15 protein-coding genes are annotated in these 21,434 nt (G+C 33.4%); 1 reads left to right on the top strand and 14 read right to left on the bottom strand.

Features of this window, described 5'->3' with window-relative positions:
* Nucleotides 1–51: 51 nt before the first annotated feature.
* The 12 genes from thrS to QMO72_RS06085 all read right to left on the bottom strand — a co-directional run bounded on the left by thrS (nt 52) and on the right by QMO72_RS06085 (nt 16,418).
* Nucleotides 52–1,989 (bottom strand): threonine--tRNA ligase, encoded by a 1,938-nt coding sequence (gene thrS, locus QMO72_RS06140; protein WP_103267592.1) that lies wholly within the window; start codon nt 1,987–1,989, stop codon nt 52–54.
* Nucleotides 1,990–2,333: 344 nt separating this feature from the next.
* Complete coding sequence (dnaI, locus tag QMO72_RS06135) at nt 2,334–3,257, bottom strand: primosomal protein DnaI (RefSeq protein WP_103267591.1); 924 nt, start codon at nt 3,255–3,257, stop codon at nt 2,334–2,336.
* Nucleotides 3,254–4,636 carry a replicative helicase loading/DNA remodeling protein DnaB gene (dnaB, locus tag QMO72_RS06130; protein WP_103267590.1) on the bottom strand — a complete coding sequence of 461 codons (1,383 nt, stop codon included), beginning with the start codon at nt 4,634–4,636 and terminating at the stop codon, nt 3,254–3,256. Before dnaB ends, dnaI begins: the two co-directional genes overlap by 4 nt.
* The gene (gene nrdR / locus QMO72_RS06125; RefSeq protein ID WP_046836674.1) at nt 4,637–5,107 is read right to left on the bottom strand and encodes a transcriptional regulator NrdR; all 471 of its coding nucleotides are present in this window, start codon (nt 5,105–5,107) and stop codon (nt 4,637–4,639) included.
* A 352-nt stretch (nt 5,108–5,459) separates the two neighbouring features.
* Nucleotides 5,460–6,485 carry a type I glyceraldehyde-3-phosphate dehydrogenase gene (gap, locus tag QMO72_RS06120; RefSeq protein ID WP_103267589.1) on the bottom strand — a complete coding sequence of 342 codons (1,026 nt, stop codon included), beginning with the start codon at nt 6,483–6,485 and terminating at the stop codon, nt 5,460–5,462.
* Nucleotides 6,486–6,780: 295 nt separating this feature from the next.
* A complete protein-coding gene (coaE, locus tag QMO72_RS06115; RefSeq protein ID WP_103267588.1) occupies nt 6,781–7,401 on the bottom strand; it encodes a dephospho-CoA kinase in 621 nt (206 codons plus the stop codon).
* A 16-nt stretch (nt 7,402–7,417) separates the two neighbouring features.
* On the bottom strand, nt 7,418–8,290 hold the full coding sequence (gene mutM, locus QMO72_RS06110; RefSeq protein WP_103267587.1) for a bifunctional DNA-formamidopyrimidine glycosylase/DNA-(apurinic or apyrimidinic site) lyase: 873 nt from the start codon (nt 8,288–8,290) through the stop codon (nt 7,418–7,420).
* Nucleotides 8,291–8,305: 15 nt separating this feature from the next.
* On the bottom strand, nt 8,306–10,936 hold the full coding sequence (polA, locus tag QMO72_RS06105) for a DNA polymerase I (RefSeq protein ID WP_103267586.1): 2,631 nt from the start codon (nt 10,934–10,936) through the stop codon (nt 8,306–8,308).
* A gap of 195 nt (nt 10,937–11,131) precedes the next feature.
* Entirely contained in the window at nt 11,132–12,832 is a 1,701-nt protein-coding gene (gene pnpS / locus QMO72_RS06100; RefSeq protein WP_103267585.1) for a two-component system histidine kinase PnpS, read from the bottom strand.
* Nucleotides 12,832–13,542: a response regulator transcription factor gene (locus tag QMO72_RS06095; RefSeq protein WP_046836680.1), complete on the bottom strand. Its 711-nt coding sequence runs from the start codon at nt 13,540–13,542 to the stop codon at nt 12,832–12,834. The genes pnpS and QMO72_RS06095 overlap by 1 nt, the downstream gene beginning before the upstream one ends.
* A 380-nt stretch (nt 13,543–13,922) precedes the next feature.
* Nucleotides 13,923–15,188, bottom strand: a complete 1,266-nt coding sequence (gene icd, locus QMO72_RS06090) for an NADP-dependent isocitrate dehydrogenase (RefSeq protein ID WP_069823850.1) — start codon at nt 15,186–15,188, stop codon at nt 13,923–13,925.
* Between the two features lie 111 nt (nt 15,189–15,299).
* Nucleotides 15,300–16,418 (bottom strand): citrate synthase, encoded by a 1,119-nt coding sequence (locus tag QMO72_RS06085; RefSeq protein ID WP_073504235.1) that lies wholly within the window; start codon nt 16,416–16,418, stop codon nt 15,300–15,302.
* 352 nt (nt 16,419–16,770) lie between these two features.
* Between QMO72_RS06085 and QMO72_RS06080 the strand changes: the two genes are divergently transcribed.
* On the top strand, nt 16,771–18,141 hold the full coding sequence (locus tag QMO72_RS06080; protein ID WP_103267584.1) for an amino acid permease: 1,371 nt from the start codon (nt 16,771–16,773) through the stop codon (nt 18,139–18,141).
* Between the two features lie 362 nt (nt 18,142–18,503).
* On the opposite strand, the gene pyk is transcribed toward QMO72_RS06080, so the two are convergent.
* Together pyk and pfkA are read right to left on the bottom strand one after the other, a co-directional pair.
* A complete protein-coding gene (gene pyk / locus QMO72_RS06075; RefSeq protein WP_069823847.1) occupies nt 18,504–20,264 on the bottom strand; it encodes a pyruvate kinase in 1,761 nt (586 codons plus the stop codon).
* Nucleotides 20,265–20,284: 20 nt separating this feature from the next.
* The gene (pfkA, locus tag QMO72_RS06070; protein ID WP_069823846.1) at nt 20,285–21,253 is read right to left on the bottom strand and encodes a 6-phosphofructokinase; all 969 of its coding nucleotides are present in this window, start codon (nt 21,251–21,253) and stop codon (nt 20,285–20,287) included.
* Nucleotides 21,254–21,434 lie beyond the last annotated feature (181 nt).

The following is a 21,434-nucleotide window of genomic DNA, read 5'->3' as shown; positions in this document are numbered from 1 at the left end:
AATTTATTTCACTCATCAGTAATATACATGATTTTAACAAGACTTTCAAGACTATCTTTGTTTTTTCAATCTAATCTCATCTACTAAATCCCAAATGAAAGTATCTTTTTCAACAGTTTCTTGATCTTGTGAACCATATTTTCTTACATTAACTTCATTATTCTCTACCTCTTTGTCACCTACAACAATTTGGTATGGTATTTTTTGCATTTGTGCTTCTCTAATTTTGTAACCCATTTTTTCATTGCGGTCATCAATTTCAACTCTAACGCCTTGTGATTTAAGCTCATCTTGTAAAGCTCTTGCATAATCGTAATGAATATCTACATTAACAGGAATTATTTCTACTTGCTTAGGCGCTAACCATGTTGGGAAGGCACCTTTAGTCTCCTCAGTTAAGAATGCGACAAATCGTTCCATAGTAGATACTACGCCACGATGAATAACAACTGGTCTATGATGTTCACCATCATTACCAATGTAAGTTAAATCGAATTTTTTTGGCAATAAGAAGTCTAATTGTGCTGTAGACAACGTTTCTTCTTTACCCATAGCTGTTTGTACTTGAACATCTAATTTCGGACCATAGAATGCAGCCTCTCCCACCGCTTCTTCATAGTCTAAGCCAAGTTCATCAGATGCTTCTTTTAACATGCTTTCCGCTCTGTTCCACATCTCATCATCATCAAAGTATTTTTCTTTGTCTTCTGGGTCTCTGTAACTTAATCTGAATTTATAATTATCAAAACCAAAATCATTATAAACATCAATGATTAAGTTAACAACGCGCTTAAATTCTTCTTTGATTTGATCAGGTCTAACAAATATATGTGCATCATTAAGTGTCATGCCTCTCACACGTTGTAAACCTGATACAGCGCCACTTGCTTCGTAACGATGCATTGTACCTAACTCAGCAATTCTAATTGGTAACTCACGATATGAATGCGGTTTGTTTGCATAAATCATCATATGGTGAGGACAGTTCATTGGTCTTAAGACCATTTCTTCATTTTCATCTAATTTCATTGTAGGGAACATATCTTCTTGATAATGATCCCAGTGTCCAGACGTTTTATATAACTCCACGTTTGCCATAACTGGTGTGTACACATGATCATATCCCATGCTCACTTCTTTATCGACAATATAACGTTCGATTTCTCTACGTATTGTCGCACCATTTGGCAACCATAATGGTAATCCTGCGCCAACCAATTGATTATTAGCAAATAATTCTAATTCTTTACCAATTTTACGGTGGTCACGTTCTTTACGCTCTTCCAACATTTGAAGATGTGCTTTAAGCTCTTTTTTATCAAAAAAGGCTGTACCATAAATACGTTGTAACATTTTATTGTTACTGTCACCGCGCCAATATGCACCTGCTGTAGATAATAATTTAAATTCTTTTATCTTAGATGTTGATGGTACATGGACACCGCGACATAAGTCAGTAAATTCACCTTGTGAATATAAAGTTACAAGCTCATCTTCTGGAATCGCATCAATCAATTCTAATTTATATGGATCATTTGAGAAAAAGGCTTTAGCTTCATCTCGTGTTACAACTTTACGCTCAATTGGATAATTTTCATTAACAATTTGCTTCATTGTTTTTTCGATTTTTTCAAAGTCATCAGAAGAAATGCTTTCTTCCATATCAAAATCATAATAAAAACCACCCTCAATTACAGGGCCAACACCAAAATTTACATTTCCGTATAGACGTTTTAATGCTTGAGCCATAAGATGTGCTGTTGAATGGCGCAATACTTCTAGTGCTTCGTCAGTACCTGGTGTTACGATTTCAATTGCTCCATCTGCCTCAATAGGTCTAGTTAAATCAATTAGTTGACCATTAAATTTACCAGCAACTGCTTTTTTTCTTAGTCCAGGACTTATAGATTGTGCAATATCTTCTGTAGTTGTTCCCTTATCAAATATTTTTGAATTACCATCAGGAAACTTAATATTAATTTGATCCATGAAATACCCTCCAATTTATTCAAGCTCTTAAATCAAAACACAACTCCATTATCTTCAAAGTACACAAAAAGACCCCATCCCAGAAAGGGACGAGGTCTTCGTGGTACCACCCTAAATTAAAGAACCGTTCGCAATATGCAAACAAATCTTTACTCTACTTAAGATAACGGTCTTGAGCCGGATGTTTATTACAACATCATTTACAAAGTAGTAATCAATAAATATACTTGCCAAAATTTCATCAGACATTGGCTTTCTGTGAAGCAGTGATTTATTCATCGCGTCTTTGTATTATTTCGTTTCGATTTAGATTTAATTATATTATACAACATTTATACTAGATTTCAATCGTTGCGATAATTTTTTCCTTCTAAGTAGTATGGTGTAGATAATGTTTTTATTCTTTCCATGATTCTTGCAGCCTTAGTTTTTTCAGTCCCATCTCGTGTTACAGATAAGTGATATTCAAGTTCCTCAAAACTTAAATTAGAACTAAAGAACGTTGGCAATTCTTGGACCATTCGATAATGTAATAAAGGGCCAATTACTTCATCTCTTGCCCAAGGTGTAATTTCTTCTGCACCTATATCATCTAACATTAATACATTAGCTTCTCTTACACGTGCTAATTTTGTTTCAAAACTACCATCTTTAAAACCGCCTTTTAAAGAACGGATAAATTCAGGTAAATATACAATAGTAGATGGCACTTTCTCAGTTTTTAATTGGTTTGCCATGGCACCTAAAATAAATGATTTGCCTGTGCCAAATGGGCCATGTAGGTATAACCCCTTAACTTGTGGCTCATGATTTGTAATTTGATCACAGATTTTATTGGCCGCCATTGCAACTTCTAATCTATCTCTTCGATCCATATAAATATCTTTAAGCTTGGCATTTAATGTATCTCTTTGCATATGATGTGAAGTAATTAAATGCGCATTAAATTTATCCTCATCGTGTTTGATTTTACATGGGCAAGGTAAGTAACGAATTTTGATATGCTCATTTTCAATATATAATTCAGGCACATGCCCTTTCACAAAGTTAGGACAATCTGCATAGGCATGACCGTCATAATGTTTCAATTGATCTTTATATTCTTGCAAAATGTTTAAATCCTCGTCAATCATCGCATTTGTAACTTCTGCTTGATGCGATTCTAAAAATTGTTTCACATCTGTGTCACTAACGACATCTTTTTTTATTTTAGCTATACGTTTTGTTAAATCATTTGACTCACCCATGATATTATTAAAGGATTTCATTCAGTATCCTCCTTCCATCTTGTTTTTAATTGATTTAAAAATGCTTCCCTATCGCTTTTTAGTTTTTCATCATCTTCAGTTTGATTCATAGACATGTCATTTTGATTTGTATGATCTCGTTCTTCTAACCATTTAGGTGTCATTTCTCTTGAAGCTAATTGCTTTTGTTTATAATATGGTTTGCTTGGTTTATGTTCATCTTTAGGTTGACTCACTTTCAACGCATAGTTATATGCTTCTTCCGCTGTCTTTATTCCCTTTTTCTTCCAATTCGATGCAATTTCAAGTATATAGGTTTTCGGCAGTTTCATATCTTCTTTCAACATAACAAATTGTAATAAAATATTAATTACACCAAACGATAACTGTTCCCGTTCCACTAATTCTTCAATCATATACTTTTGTTGTGGTGTAGGTTCCGATTCTGACCAAGAAGCCAACATATCTATTGGACTTGTTTCTTCTAATTGTTCTAACCAGTGACTTGATTCGCTTTGTTTATCCTTAGTAAGACGCTCAGATGAATGAGACTGAACTGAGTCAGACTTAACTTGTAATTTAGGCAACTGTTGTTCATGTTCTATCAAATAAAATGTTCTTGCATGCTTTCTTAATTCTTCAAATGATAGCTCTTGAGCGCTCGTAATAGATTTCAATATAATACGTTTCATTGATTCAGCAGTTAAACCATATAATGTAGCAATTTGTATGATTAATGCTTTCGCTTCTTTATCGATGATTTTTGTACTCACAAAGTGTGATTGTAATAGATCATAGAGTGTTTCAAAATCAAACTTCACGCGTGATAAATTTAATCCTTCATATGTTGCCTCACTCTGAATGTCACTGGTATCATTGTGTAGTTCTTGATTAGGAATTTTAAAAACATCTGTAAATTGGCGTGTCACATCTTGAAATAACGTCATATCTAATTGATCTTTATCTTCAAAATGTTGTTTTAATTGTTGGTAACGTTGTTTGCTTACTTCGCTAAAAAGATACACGGATAACATTGGATCTGAGAAGAATTGCTTTGCGGAAGGCGGTTGTATCAGTTGATATACAAACGAAGAATGTTGTGCATCATGCTTTACGAATGATTTCACTAAACCGATACCTTCTAGTAAATCCATACTTTTTCTAAAATCTAAAAGATTTATTTTCAATTCACTCATGATAATGTAATGTGTGAGCACTGAATCTGTCTTAAATTCAACAAATTGATCTAAATAATGATATAAGCCAATCGCACTTGATCCTATCATCGGCGTATACAAACGATTTAAAATTTCTAAATGACTATGATTTATGTGAAAATGCCGTATAACTGTGAAATTGTCATGCGGTCGCAAACCATAATCATATGATTGTAAAGCCATTTATGAATCACTCCGTTTATTTTCGGCTAAGATACCTTGCATCGATTGTAGTAATTGATCAACATCTTTAAATTCTTTATACACAGACGCAAATCTTACATAGGATACTTGGTCTACATGCATGAGTAAGTTCATGACATGTTCTCCTATTTCTCTTGATGAAATTTCAGCGTGCCCATCGTCGCGCAACTTCCATTCAACATTATTCGTGATTTCTTCTAATTGTTCATATCGTACAGGTCTTTTTTCACATGAGCGTACTAAACCGTTTAATATTTTTTCACGTAAAAATTGTTCTCTTGTACCATCTTTTTTGACTACAATTAGCGGTCTTTTTTCTATATGTTCAAAAGTTGTGAATCTCGTCTCACACTTTTCACATTCTCTTCTACGTCGAATCGCATTAACTTCATCTGCATGTCTAGAGTCTACAACACGAGAATGAGTCGAATTACATTTCGGGCATTTCATCGAATTATCACCCTCTCAATTTGATTATATCCCATTATACTATAAATATGTACGTCACAAAAGAATGGCTATTACACATTTTACTTATACAACGAATACATAAAAGTAAAATTATTATACAAACACTAATATCTAGAATTTTACTTTTAATATGTGTGGCTTATCTACGAAGATACAAAAACTTCTCTTTCTTGTTATTATCACTATTGGTTATCTTTATTTCATAAAAAACACTCCTTTTAAAACGTCACGAAGTAACGTAACGCTTTAAAAGGAGTAACTATTTATATTATTTTACATATATTTTAGATATCACTAAAATCCTTATAATACCTTTTGACATTCAAACAAGTTAATTTACTACAGCTGCAATATCATTTTTTAATAATTGTCCAATATATGCGGCCACTTCTACTACCCTATTAGAGTAACCCCACTCATTATCGTACCAAGCGATAACCTTCACTTTGTTTGCCCCCATTACCATTGTACTTTGTGTATCAATGATAGCTGAATGAGGGTTGGTGTTATAATCCATCGATACAAGCGGTGCATCTTCTGTGGAAATAACTCCGTTTAAGTCGTGGTCTTTAAATGCTTGATTGACTTGATCCACTGTAACATTTGTATCTAAATCAACAACTAAATCAACTAACGACACATTTTTTGTTGGTACACGTAATGCCATACCATGCAATTTGCCTTCTAACTCTGGCAACACCTCTTTAAGCGCTTTCGCTGCACCAGTAGAAGTTGGTATAATACTTTCATTACAAGAACGCGCACGTCTCAAATCTTTATGTGGATTATCTATATTATTTTGATCATTTGTAATCGCATGTACTGTAGTCATCAAACCGTTTTGAATACCAAATTGATCATTTAATACTTTAGCAACTGGTCCTATACAATTGGTAGTACATGACGCATTACTAAAAATATCATACTTTTCAATATCTAAACGATCATCATTAACCCCTTTCACTATCATTTGTACATGCCCACCCTTAGATGGCCCAGTTAACAATACTTTTTTAGCACCTGCTGTAATGTGTGCTTCCGCTTTATCTCCATGATTAAATTTACCTGTCGCTTCAATTACTATATCTATCCCTAGTGATTGCCATGGTAAATGTTCTGGATTTCTGTCAGATACTAATTTTATTTCGTGTTGATTAACTTTGATACCATTTTCAGTGGGTTCTACTTTTAAATCGTATGCACCATGCGTAGTATCATAATTAATAAGGTGGGCAATGGTTTCAGGTGGGTAACTCGCATTAATCGCTACTACATTTAAATCTTCATTTTTCAGCGCGATTCTCAGTACCATTCTACCTATTCTTCCCATGCCATTAATTGCAATATTTGTCGTCATTTGAAAGCACCCCTTGTCTATGTGTTATACTTTATGGAAATAGTATAACATAAATTATAGATTAAGAAAGCGTTTTCTTTAACGTTATTCATTTTTCTTTTTCCATCACAAAAATCCTTAGTCATCGTGTATTTCTTATGTTGCTCCCCTCACCGATTTACAGAAGAACAACCACAAGCCCACTCCAATGCAGACGCAAATGGAATGGGCTTGTGTAATTAACTCAATGACTAGACTGTTTAATTATATATAGAACATACTCATCATGAAGTTGAGATTATCGTTATATTCAGCCTTACTGTACTTTCTCAGTATCAGTATCAATGTAACCTTCTTCAACGAGTAACCGTTCTAAATTTTGCTTTAGTTCTAATTTGGTATCACGATTATCTATCTCATGGTCAGCCATTCTGCGTTTTTTATCAATAGAGATTTGACTATATACACGTGCTTTAGCATCTTCCATAGATAAATCATTTCGTTCCATCAATCTTTCAATTTGAATACTTTCAGAAGTATAGACTAACCATACTTCATCGACCATATCTTGCAATTCATTTTCAAATAATAGTGGAATATCCATAATCACATTAAACCCCTGTTTGAGGTAATCTTCTTTTTCTTGTTGCATGATATCATGGACTATTGGATGTACGATTTCATTTAATTCTAATCTTTTTTCCGGATGGTTAAAAATAACGTCTCCTACATACGCACGATCCATATTTCCATCTTTATCAATCGCCGCTTCACCAAATACAGCTTTTACCTGTTCTAACCCTTTCGTACCTTTTGCTACCGCTTGTCGTGCTGCAACATCTGCGTCCACTACTTTGAAGCCATGTGCTGTTAACAATTCAGATACAGTTGATTTACCTGATGCGATACCACCAGTTAGTCCTATAACTTTTGGCATAATTTTCACTCATCCTTTATTTTTGACATGTAGTGCAGAAATGACTATTTCTTGTAGCAATCACTTGTGTTTCAATATCATTTCCACAAACTTTACACACCTTTTGTTTATATACATTCAAATGCAATTGCATAGATCCTTTACTACCATCTGCATGTAGATAATCAGATATGCTTGTACCACCGTATTTTATACCCGCTTCAAGTACTTCTCGAACATAATAAAATAACATTTCTCGCTCTTGATGATTCAAATCTTTGGATAGTCTAGCTGGATGAATACCTGCTCTAAATAAGGCTTCACATGCATATATATTCCCACAACCCGATATCACTCTATGATCTAAAATCATTTGTTTAATTGGTTTATTTTGATATAGCTTTTTGCCAAACCAAGATAAATAGTGAGGCATGGCTGATTCAGTAAACGGTTCTGGCGCAATTTCTAAAAATGAGGGATATGCCTCAAATGAAGGTACATTTCTTATTTCTCCAAATCTTCGTATATCAGAGTAAACAAGTAATTTCCCATTATTCAATTTAAAAATAACATGCCAGTGTTTACGGTAATTTGCCACACTAATATCCTCTACGCTGTCAACCACAAAGAAACCACCAGCCATTCCTAAATGACTGATTAAAATCCTTTCTTCGTCATCACGTTGTAGGTAGAAAACAATATACTTGCTTCTTCTTTCAATATCCTTTATCACAAAATCTTCTGTAAGATATTGAAATGTATCTAACGCTAAACCTTTAATAATCGTTTCTTTATTGGCTGCTTTTCCTTCTTTCACTTTATCGGAAAAGACTACTGATTCAATTGTTTGACCTTGAACAAACGGTTGAATGCCTCTTTTAACATGTTCTACTTCTGGTAATTCAGGCACACTTATACCTTCTTTCTATTTTGCATCATACCAAGTTTGACCATAACTGGACTCAACTTTCAATGGTACATCTAATTTTAGGGCATTGTCCATAATATCTTCTATGAACTCTCCAAACGCTTCTACTTCTTCTTTAGGTATTTCAAATATTAATTCATCATGTACTTGTAATAATAGCTTAGCATGGAATTCTGTATGCTTAACCTCGTTGGCAAAGTTAACCATTGCTAATTTAATAATATCTGCTGCACTACCTTGAATAGGTGTATTCATTGCTGTTCTTTCTGCAAAACCTCTTAAGTTAAAGTTTCTACTCGTAATATCAGGAATATATCTGCGACGATGTAATAGTGTTTCAACGTAACCTTGAGCTTTACAATCTTTTACAACGTCTTCCATATATTGTTTCACGCCTGGAAAACTATTCAAGTAATCGTCAATAAATTTTTTCGCTTGCTTACGTGTAATACCTAAGCTTTGGCTCAAGCCGTAATCACTAATACCATATACAATTCCAAAGTTAACAGCTTTTGCTTGTCTACGCATAATACTATCTACTTCATTAGCCGGAACTTCAAACACCTTCATTGCTGTAGCAGTATGGATGTCTTCATCGTTAATAAATGCTTGTTTCATACTTTCGTCCTGCGTAATATGTGCCAGTACTCTTAATTCAATTTGTGAATAGTCGGCTGAGAAAATAACGTTATTTTCATCCGTAGATTTAAAGGCTTTTCTAATTTTTCTACCTTCTTCTAAGCGAATAGGTATATTTTGCAAGTTTGGATCTATAGAAGATAGCCTACCTGTTTGCGCAAGCGTTTGATTAAAGCGAGTATGAATTCTATTATCTTTGCTTATAACCTTTTGCAAACCTTCTACATACGTCGATTGTAATTTGGCGAGTTGACGATATTCTAATATATATTCAATGATTGGATGTTCACCTTGTAACTGTTCTAAAACATCCACTGCTGTCGAATAACCTGTTTTCGTCTTTTTTATCACTGGTAACTCTAGCGTTTCAAATAAGACAACGCCTAGTTGTTTCGGAGAGTTAATATTAAATGATGCGCCAGCAGATTGATAGATATTTTCTATCAATACATCTAATTTACTTTGAATTTCTTTTTCCATTTCTTGAAGATCTTTTACATCTGTGTAAATACCAATTTCTTCCATTTGACTCAAAATACGTGCTAGTGGTAATTCTAAATCATACAATAAATCCGTTTGGTTGTATTCTTCTAAATAGGCTTTCATGATAGACTGTGACTCACTTATCGCTTCTATGATTGTCGCAATGTAATGATTAAGTATTTCATCTTCAGGCACTTGTCTCTTCTTGCCTTTACCGTACACAGCAACGCTTTGTTGAACAAAGTGTTGGCCAAAATGTGTCACCACCGAATGCACATCATCAATGTTTCGAGAAGGATCAATAATATAACTTGCTAGCATGATATCAAACTCAATATTTTTTATATTAATATCTAATCTATGTGCTACCACGTATGATTTCTTTGCATCGTAAACTATTTTTTCTGTTTGCTCATTTTCTAACCATGCAATCAGTTGTTCGTACTTATGAATGTCTTGAGCATCAATAACAATATGGTGGGTACCATCATACAAAGCGAATTTTAATATGTCATCTTTTAAATAATTAGAGCCATCTAATTCAAAATGCACAATTGCAGATTTCAAATCTGTAAAATCTATGTTTGTAAAATCAGTCGTTACATTTATCTCTTTTTCTTCGGTAGTAGTATTATCTCCATTAATATCAATTTGGTCTAACAATTGTTTGAACTCTAATTTTTTAAATAATTCTATTTTCTCACTAATATCTGGGTTTTCTGGGAGTTTAGTATCTTTTAAAGAAACTTCGATTGGGCTTTCGCAATTAATCGTTGCAAGTTTCTTACTCATTAACGCATCAGCTTTACTATTTTCAAGTTTTTCTTTTAATTTCTTACCAGACACTTCATCTAAATGTTCATAAACATTTTCTACAGTCGTAAATTGTTTCAATAATTTTATAGCTGTCTTTTCACCAACACCAGCTACACCTGGAATATTATCTGAAGTATCACCCATTAGCCCTTTCATATCAATAATTTGTTTAGGCACTAATCCATCATATTTTTCAGAAATAAATTGCGGTGTATAGTGATCGACATCTGTCACACCTTTTTTCGTATAATATATTGTCACATCTTCTGTAGCTAATTGTGTTAAATCACGATCACCAGTGACAATAATTGTTTGGAATTGTTCATTATTTGCTTCTTTACTTAAAGTACCAATAATATCATCAGCTTCATAATTATCTAATTCATAACGTTTGATTTGATAGGCATCTAATAACTGTCTGACATACGGGAATTGTTCGCTTAATTCTGGTGGCGTTGTTTGACGGCCACCTTTATATTCACCATAAGTGTCATGTCTAAATGTTGTTTTTCCTGCATCAAATGCAACTAAGAAATGTGTAGGTTGTTCTTCTTTTATAATTTTTTCAAGTAGCATAGCAAAACCATATACTGCATTCGTATGGATACCCGCTTTATTTTGTAATAATGGTAATGCATAAAAAGCTCTAAAACTTAAGCTGTTACCATCAATTAAGATTAATTTATTCAATAGTTTAACCTCCAACACATATTTATAATTCATTTTATCACAAATAATCATTCCATCTGTATCGATACGTCGTATATCATTATGTGAAAATACTTATTTATCAATGTTCATTCATATTTACGTTAGATGACATAGGAAAAGCCGATCTAATTACACAATTGTGAAATTAGATCGACTATCTGTTAACTTATTATACTACATTTTAGTTGTCTCATAAAATGTAACTCTAAACGTAGAACCTTCATTCGACTCGCTAAACACGTTTATCTTACCATGATGTGCTTCCATGATGTGTTTAGTAATAGATAAACCTAAACCAGTACCTCCAGAATCCCTGCTTCTGGCTTTATCTACCCTATAAAATCGTTCGAAAATATGTTTTTGATCCTCTTCGCTTATACCTATTCCAAAATCTTGTACTTCTAATATTCTCTTATTAGCTTCTTTATATACTCGAATAATGACTTTACTCGAAGGTTTTGAATAACTAATTGCATTAGAAAGTAAGTTTAGTGCCACTTGTGCAACTTTATCTTTATTAGCATCTATAACGATATTAGGATGAATTTCATCGACAATGGTTATGTCTTTACTATCAGCAATCGTTGATAAATTTTGTATCGTCGTTTCAGCTATTTCAGAAAGACTTACATACGCTGTTTCTATTTCGGTTTGTTGTTCTACATGAGATAAATCCAACAAATCGAATACTAATGTTTCAATTCGATCGGATTCCTTAGAAATAATATTTAAGAAATCATTTAATGTCTGTTCATCATTTTTCGCACCATCTAACAATGTTTCAGCAAACCCTTTAATTGATGTAATTGGTGTTTTTAATTCATGAGACACATTCGCCACAAATTCTCGACGTAAGTTTTCTAATTTCTTTAAATTAGTAATATCATGTAACACAATAACCATTCCGTATAAGTTTTTCTTTGTCTTAGACAGAATCGGTACACATGCAGTATCAAAATATTTTTGATGTACTTGATTTATCGTTATTTCAATTTGGTCATATATCGGTTTTTCCATTTTGAAAGATTCTGTAATTAACTTTTGAATCTTTTCATCAATGAAATCAACATAACTTTTGTGTTCAACAGCTTCATCAGGCGTAAAAACTTCATAATAGGCTTTATTGGCCACAACGATTTCACCATACTTATCTATCATTAAAATAGAACTCGGTATATTTTCAACTGTTGTTTTCAAGCGATTAGACTGTAATTTTTGTTTGTGGTTCAGTAACTGTAGTTTACGTGCAAGCTCATTGGTGGTTACAAACAGTTCTCTTGTTTCCTTGACGTTACTTTCAGGTACTCTCACATGGTAATATCCCTCAGCCAACAAATTCGTAGCATACGTTACTTCATTTATAGGTCTTATATATGTACGATTAATACTTCGAACTACACAGAAAATAATGATGAGCACAAATAAACCAATTAAAGCTGTATATTTCCATATCTGAACTTGTAAATTTAAGATATCATTATTAACACCACTTATGAAAACATGCGTGTCATCGATAGATGTTCGAAATGTAAATCGATGGTCATTTCCCTCTTTATCATAAATGAGATTAGAAGGATTAGCCGTATTTTTAATATTGTTATTGACTGGCACTCCCTTTTGAGTGGAAAATAAAACACCGTTATTTTCTTTAATCATTACACTTAATTTCTCATTTTTTGCGATATTTCTTATCTCAGATGTTTTATCGTGTTTATACAAACTAACAATATGCTCTGCTCGATGTTCTAAATCACCTTGCTGACTGATAGTTACTGTATTATAAATGACATGTGTAATAATGGTACCTAAAGCTAAAAAGCTAACAATAACAATCGTACATAATAGTAATAAGAGTCTCTGGTGAAACTTCAGCATTAAACTTTCGGTCTTTCCAATTTATAACCCAATCCACGTACTGTTTTAATGAGTTTAGGCTGCTTAGGGTTTTCTTCTAATTTATCTCTTAAATGACTAATATGTACGTCTACGATTCTCGAATCACCTGCAAATTCATAATTCCAAACTGAATTCAACATATGTTCTCGAGTAATAACTCTACCTTGCCTTTCAATAAGATATAATAACAATTCGAATTCTTTTGGTGTAAGTTCTAATAGCTCGTCCTCTTTATACACTTCAAAATACTCGGGTCTAATTCTAATTGATCCAATAATAATATCCGCATCATCATTCTCAATAGTAATAGCTTCATTAATCATTGCTGACCTTCTTAAAATAGCTTTCACTCGTGCCACGACTTCTCTTGGCGAAAATGGCTTAGTCATGTAGTCATCAGCGCCTAACTCAAGCCCAAGTACTCGATCAAATTCATCATCTTTAGCTGTCAACATGAGAATAGGCACAAGATTTTTATCTGAACGAATTGTCTTACATACTTCAATACCATCTTTTTTAGGGAGCATAACATCTAATACGACTAATTCTGGATTTGTAGTATTAACCTTATCCAATGCTTCTTCTCCATCATAAGCAACTTCTACTATGTATCCCGCTTGTTCTAAATTATATTTTAACAAGGTTACGATCGATTGTTCATCATCTACTACAAGTACTTTTTGTGACATAGTGTCCCTCCATATTTGTGTTTACAAATTAATTATAACTTAACTTTTAATAAAAATAACATAGTTTAAAATATTTTTACATAAACTTAACAATACGCAATGTAGATTAAATGATTGAGGTGCTATAAAGTCCATGTGATTTTGCTGTAAACAATCTATTGCGCTATTTTTAACTTTTATCAGCAAATTCTGAAAATTACAAGTTAATAGAATCTTAACATTTATTTCATATTATGAACAATTATCACTATGCTATGATTTGAAATAACTATGTACCAAGTTTACATGTTTCACAAAAAAAGCCTGATAATATTCATTGATGAATATTATCAGGCCATCTATTGTATAAATTAAATATTAATGCAATCGTTAAAATTAACTTAAATATTCTTAATTAATTCATCTGCAAACTCTGATGTCGAAACTTCTTTAGCACCGTCCATTAAACGTGCAAAGTCATAAGTTACAACTTTAGACGCAATTGTTTTCTCAATTGAATCTGTGATGCTATCTGCAGCTTCTTGCCAACCTAAATGTTCTAACATCAATACTGCACTTAAAATTTCTGAAGATGGATTCACTTTGTTTAAACCAGCATATTTCGGTGCAGTACCATGCGTTGCTTCAAAAATAGCATGTCCTGTTTCATAGTTGATGTTAGCGCCTGGAGCAATACCAATTCCTCCAACTTGTGCTGCTAATGCATCAGATACATAGTCACCATTTAAGTTCATTGTAGCAACTACATCATGATCCGCTGGGCGTGTTAAAATTTGTTGTAAGAAAATATCGGCAATTGAATCTTTAATGATAATTTTGCCATCATTTTCAGCTTGTGTTTGAACTTCATTAGCTTTTTCTTTACCTTCTTCTTCAACAATTTTATCATATTGTTGCCAAGTAAATACTTTATCACCAAATTCGTTGTGAGCTAAGTCATAACCCCATTGTTTAAATGCACCTTCAGTAAATTTCATGATATTACCTTTATGCACTAACGTTAACGATTTACGATTATTGTCGATGGCATATTGAATTGCAGCACGTACTAAACGTTCAGTACCTTCTTTAGATACTGGTTTAATACCAATACCAGAAGTTTCAGGGAATCTAATATTTTTAGCACCCATTTCGTCTTGTAAGAAATCAACTACTTTTTTAGCCTCTGGTGTACCTTCTTTAAATTCAATACCTGCATAGATATCTTCAGTATTTTCACGGAAAATAACCATATCAGTGTCTTCAGGACGTTTAACTGGTGATGGCACACCTTGGAACCAACGCACAGGACGTAAACATGTGAATAAATCTAACTCTTGTCTTAAAGCAACATTAAGTGAACGAATACCGCCACCGATTGGAGTTGTTAATGGACCTTTGATCGCAATTAAATACTCATCAATTGTATCTAATGTTTCTTGTGGTAACCATTCGCCAGTTTCATCAAATGCTTTTTGACCAGCTAATACTTCTTTCCATTCTATTTTCTTTTCGCCATGATATGCTTTTTCTACAGCTGCATCTATCACTCTACTAGCTGCTTTCCAAATATCAGGACCAATACCGTCACCGATAATAAATGGGATAATTGGATTATTTGGAACCGTTAAACCTTCATTTGTTTTTAGTACTTTTTCACCTGACATGTAAAAACCTCCGTGTTTTAATTTCTATTTATTTAATATTTTCAGAAAAATTTTGCTTGAACAAAAGACTGCTGAACAAAACAGCAGTTGTAATTAAATGTAACAATCAAATTATCTTTCTTCAACTGGTTCATATTTTCTATTTGTTTCACCAATATATTGCGCTCTTGGACGCATGATTCTGTTATCTCTATATTGCTCTAAGATATGTGCTATCCAGCCAGATGTTCTACTTACAGCGAATATCGGTGTAAACAAGTCATGATCGATGTTCATACTGTGATAAACTGTTGCACTAAAGAAATCAACATTGGCGATTAAGCCTTTTTCTTTTTTCATTTTATCTGCAATTTTAACCGAGATATCAAACAGTTGACTTTGCCCTGTTTCGGTTGTGATTTTACGACTCATTTCTTTTAAGTATTTTGCTCTAGGATCACCATCTTTATATACACGATGTCCAAAGCCCATAATTTTTTCTTTGTTTTCAATTTTATTGTCGATGTAAGCATCTACTTCATCGATTGATTTCACTTCTGATAGCATGCTCATTACACGTTCATTTGCGCCACCATGCAACGGTCCTTTTAAAGAACCCACAGCCGCTACAATACCAGAATACATATCAGATAAAGATGATACGGCACATCTAGCTGTAAATGTTGAGGCATTTAACTCATGGTCTGCATGTAGAACGAGTGCCTTATTAAAAGCTTCAATCTCTATATCAGTTGGTAACTCTCCTCTTAACATATATAAGAAGTTTCCAGCGTAATTTAAATCTTTATTAGGCTTCACAACTTCTTTGCCTGCTCTTACTCTTGCATATGCAGTCACAAGAGAGGCTATTTTCGCTTGTATACGTACTGCTCTTTCCATTGTTTGATCATCATTTTCATCTTCAGCATGAGGATCAAAGTGTGCAATATATGATACTGATGTTCTTAGTGCAGTCATAGGATGGACATTACTTGTCGCATATTCTTTAAAGTGATTATACACTCTTGGATTTAATGTCATATATTCGTATAGTTTATCTTTTAATGATTGTAATTCTTCCTCGTTTGGTAAACGATAGTACCATAACAAAAAGATAACTTCTTCAAATTCTGCATTCTGAGCCAAATCGTCGATATCATAACCCGCATAAGTCAATTGACTATCGATAATAGAACTTACTTTTGTCTCAGCTGCAATTACCCCTTCTAAACCTTTTTGTAACTCTGCCATATATAAATTCCCCTTTTCTATTTCATTATGAAATGGCTTTCAATAACCATTATATCCAATATTTACTATTTTGTGAATATTTTGAGGTTGATTGTCCTACCAAAAGAATAAGAAATAATAATTTGTTTATATGCCCTTATAAACGCCACAATCATATAGGTTGTCGTATCTTCATTTTAATATGGAATTCATCACACATCAATTTTTATAGCATTTTAATTGGTTATCAAGTTTAATAACAAATTATTAATGTATTTTTGTACTTATCATTATTTACTATGTTTAAAAAATAGTTGTGTTATTTTAAATCACATTGCATAATAATAATTAACTTAATAAAGGAGTTATTTTAATGGCTAAAAATCAGTTACAAAGAGAACTAAGTAATCGTCATATTCAGCTTATTGCTATTGGGGGAGCAATTGGTACTGGATTATTCTTAGGCGCAGGTCAAACAATAGCATTAACTGGCCCCTCTATTTTACTTACATATATAATAATTGGATTTATGCTATTTATGTTTATGCGAGGCTTGGGAGAATTGCTCGTTACAAATACTAATTTCAAATCATTTGCAGATGTAACGAATGCTTATATCGGATCGTTTGCAGGTTTTGTCACTGGATGGACTTATTGGTTATGTTGGATTATTACAGGTATGGCAGAAGTAACAGCCGTTGCAAAATATGTCAGTTTTTGGTTTCCACACATTCCTAATTGGTTAAGTGCACTATTTTGTGTTTTAGTATTAATGTCACTTAATTTATTAAGTGCTAAATTATTCGGGGAATTAGAATTTTGGTTTTCAATTATTAAAATTGTCACTATCATCGCCTTAATTGTAGTAGGCGCAGTTATGATTGCTATGGCTTATAAAACACAGTTTGGTCATGCATCATTGACTAACCTATATAGTAATGGAATTTTTCCAAAAGGTATCAGTGGCTTCGTTATGTCCTTCCAAATGGCACTCTTTTCATTCGTAGGTATCGAATTAATAGGTGTCACTGCAGGTGAAACGAAGAATCCATTAACTACAATTCCAAAAGCAGTAAACAGTGTTCCATTGAGAATATTAGTATTTTATGTCGGTGCTCTAGCAGTTATCATGTCTATTATCCCTTGGAATGATATTAACCCAGATGAAAGCCCGTTTGTCAGATTATTTGCACTGGTTGGTATACCTTTCGCAGCGGGTATTATTAACTTTGTAGTGTTAACAGCAGCGGCATCATCATGTAATAGTGGTATTTTTTCAAATAGTCGAATGTTATTTGGACTATCTAGTAAAGCACAGGCATCCCCGCTTTTTACTAAAACAAATAAAAACGGAGTACCGCACATCGCAATTTTATTCTCATGTGCATTGCTTATGATTGCTGCCCTTTTAAACTATATTGTACCTAACGCTTCACTTGTATTTACGTATATTACTACCGTTTCAACTGTACTATTTATCGTTGTTTGGGCATTAATTACCATTGCTTATATTAATTATCATCGACGTAATCCAGAATTACACAAAAACGCAACATTTAAGCTATTTGGTGGCAAGTATATGGGTTATATTATATTGATTTTCTTTATACTCGTATTTTGTTTATTGTTCGTTAACATAGATACAAGACGTGCAGTATTCTTAACGCCAATTTGGTTTGTTATTCTTACAATAATGTACTTACGCTTTAAAAAAGCCGCACGCAAACAACACAAACAATTTTAATTAATTGTATTTAAACATCTATATCCATTGTAATTTTTCAATGAATATAGATGTTTTTTATTTTGCTGTTTTAATTTATACTCATTCTATTTATGCGTTCCGCCTTTTATTACAAACAACTTACGAGTTTGGATGTGTACTCTTCTTTTTATTTATTTAAAGTCAACACAAATTTTGATTATAAAGCTGCTCGGTCAAATCATATGTTACTGTCTTAAAGCATATTGAAATACAAAAAGACCTATCAAATTTAATAATCTGATAGGTCTCTTCTGAACTTTGGATTTTGTTACCCAAATCCATTTCATATTATAGTATATTGAAATCTTTATTCTACAATTTCATAATACCCATATTTTTTATTAAAGTACGTTAGCATAGCCTTCGAAGATTTTACCTTGATTAGCATCAACTGTGATTAATATATCACTTTGAATTTCAGTTGTAGCATTCTCAACGCCAACTACTGTAGGGATACCTTTTTCTAAACCTATGATCGCACTTGGAGAAGTAATACCATTTTCTTCAGTGATTAAGCCGATTGATTTTTCAATATATGGTACAAGAGATTCATCAACAGAAGATGTAACAATGATTGAATCAGATAAATCTTTACCTTCTAATTCACTCGCGTCATTAACAACTAGAGTATGGCCAACTACTGAGTTTCTACCAATACCTTGACCTTTCGCTAGTTCATCTCCAACAAGGTGCAATTTCATCATGTTTGTAGTACCTTTTTCACCAGTTGGCACACCAGCAGTGATAATGATTAAATCACCATTTTGAACTTTTTCAGTTTCAACAGCAGTAGCTACAGCATTATTTAATAATGCATCTGTAGTTTTACGGCCTTCTTTAACCACTGGGTGAATGCCCCAAACTAATGCACATTGACGCGCTGTTTCTGAGCTTGGAGTTACGGCAATGATATCGGATTGTGGACGATATTTAGAAATCGTACGCGCAGTTGAACCACTTTCTGTAGCTGCAACAATAGCTTTAACTTTTAAGTTTAGTGCTGTATGTGCAACAGACACCCCAATAGCATTCACTAATGACGTTTCAACTAGTTTAGTACGGTCAGATAATAATTTTTTATAATCTTGCGCTGCTTCAGCAGAAATCGCGATATTACGCATTGTTTTAACTGCTTCTTCAGGGTATTGTCCAGCTGCTGTTTCACCTGAAAGCATAACTGCATCTGTACCATCATAAATTGCATTGGCAACATCACTTGCTTCTGCACGTGTAGGACGCGGGTTACGTTGCATAGAATCAAGCATTTGTGTAGCAGTAATAACTGGTTTACCTAATTTATTACATTGTCTAATTAAATCTTTTTGTACCATTGGTACTGATTCTGGTGGAATTTCAACACCCATGTCACCACGAGCTACCATTAATCCATCTGCAACTTCAAGAATTTCTTTGATATTATCAATACCTTCTTGGTTTTCAATTTTTGGAATAATGCTAATGTTTGTATTTTTTTGTGCTTCTAGTAATTTACGAATGTCTAATACATCACTAGGGCGACGTACGAAACTTGCAGCGATGAAGTCTACGCCTTCACTAATACCAAAATTGATGTCGTTTGCATCTTTTTCAGTAATACCTGGCAAGCTCACTTTAACACCTGGTAAGTTAACGCCTTTTTTATTTTTTAATTCTCCAGTGTTTAAAACATCGCAAAGTACTTCGCCATTTGCTTGATCGATTTTTTTAACTTGTAATTCAATGAGACCATCATCTAATAAAATATATGAACCTTCTTCAACATCGTTAATAAGATTATCATATGTTACTGAGAATTTTTCAGTTGTACCTTCTACTTCAGTCATGCTCACGATGACTTCTGAACCTTTTACAAGTTCAATTACACCGTCTTTCATATTATGTGTACGAATTTCAGGACCTTTAGTATCAAGTAAGATTGCTACTGTTTTACCTAATTTTTTTGAAACCTCACGAATCGTATCAATTCTCGCTTTATGCTCTGCATGGTCACCATGTGAAAAGTTTAAGCGTGCTACGTTCATTCCGGCTTTGATTAATTTTTCTAGCATTTCTTCTGATTCTGACGCTGGTCCTATAGTACAAACAATTTTAGTTTTTCTCATTATTAATGCCTCCCAGTATTTTATATAGATAATTCGTTCGTTAATGCATATGTTTTGAAATCAAACTCATGTTCATGCGAGTTAAAGATTTCATCAAATGGTGTATCAGTTAATTCATTATTACGAATACCTACACCGACTGCAGATTTTCCATTTAATAATAAATCGACTGCGTGGCCACCTAATCGTGAAGCAAGTACTCTATCTGCCCCACTTGGACTTCCACCACGTTGAATATGTCCAAGTACCGTCACACGTGCATCAACATTAATATATTTAGTCAATTCTGCGGCGCAAGCTTCTCCTGACATACAACCTTCAGCAACGATGACAATAGAGTGCTTTTTACCTCTTTTTATACCACTGTCGATTTTTTCAGCTACTTCTTTGATGTCTGTTTCTACTTCTGGAACGATGATTGTTTCTGCTCCTACTGACAGACCTGCCCATAATGCTAAATCTCCACAGTCACGTCCCATAACCTCAATAATGAATGTTCGGGCATGACTAGACGCTGTGTCGCGAATTTTATCGACACATTCAACAATTGTATTTAATGCTGTGTCAAAACCAATTGTAAAATCAGAACCATTGATATCATTATCAATTGTTCCTGGAATACCAATCGTTTGGATTTCTTCACATTCTTCACTTATACGTTGAGCACCTCTATAGCTACCATCTCCACCAATAACTACAAGACCTTCGATGCCTCTTTTACGTAAGTTTTCAATACCTTTTTTACGCACGTCTGGCTCTTTAAATTCAGGACATCTCGCTGAATATAAAAATGTACCGCCACGTTGGATAGTATCACCTACAGAACCAAGTTCAAGCTTCTCAATATCATCGTTTAATAAGCCTTGATAGCCTTGGTAAACACCATAAACTTCAATGTTATTGTAAATCGCTTTACGAACAACAGCTCTTACCGCTGCATTCATACCTGGTGAATCTCCACCACTTGTCAACACTGCAATTTTTTTCATGACGACATACCTTTCTAACTTGTATTTCTTACTCTAAAAATACCATAAAATCTAATGAGGTGCCATTAAAATTAGGCTTGCGAATGAATGTAAACGTTTTAAATATAAGCGTTCAAATAATATTCACATAGAAAGCGTTTGCTTAATTTTGACAGTATCTCTATTTAAAATGCTATTACTT

Source organism: Staphylococcus casei (genome assembly GCF_030294405.1).
Taxonomy (GTDB): domain Bacteria; phylum Bacillota; class Bacilli; order Staphylococcales; family Staphylococcaceae; genus Staphylococcus; species Staphylococcus succinus.
The sequence above is the reverse complement of the archived record's forward strand: the minus strand, read 5'-3'. Positions and strand labels throughout refer to the sequence as shown.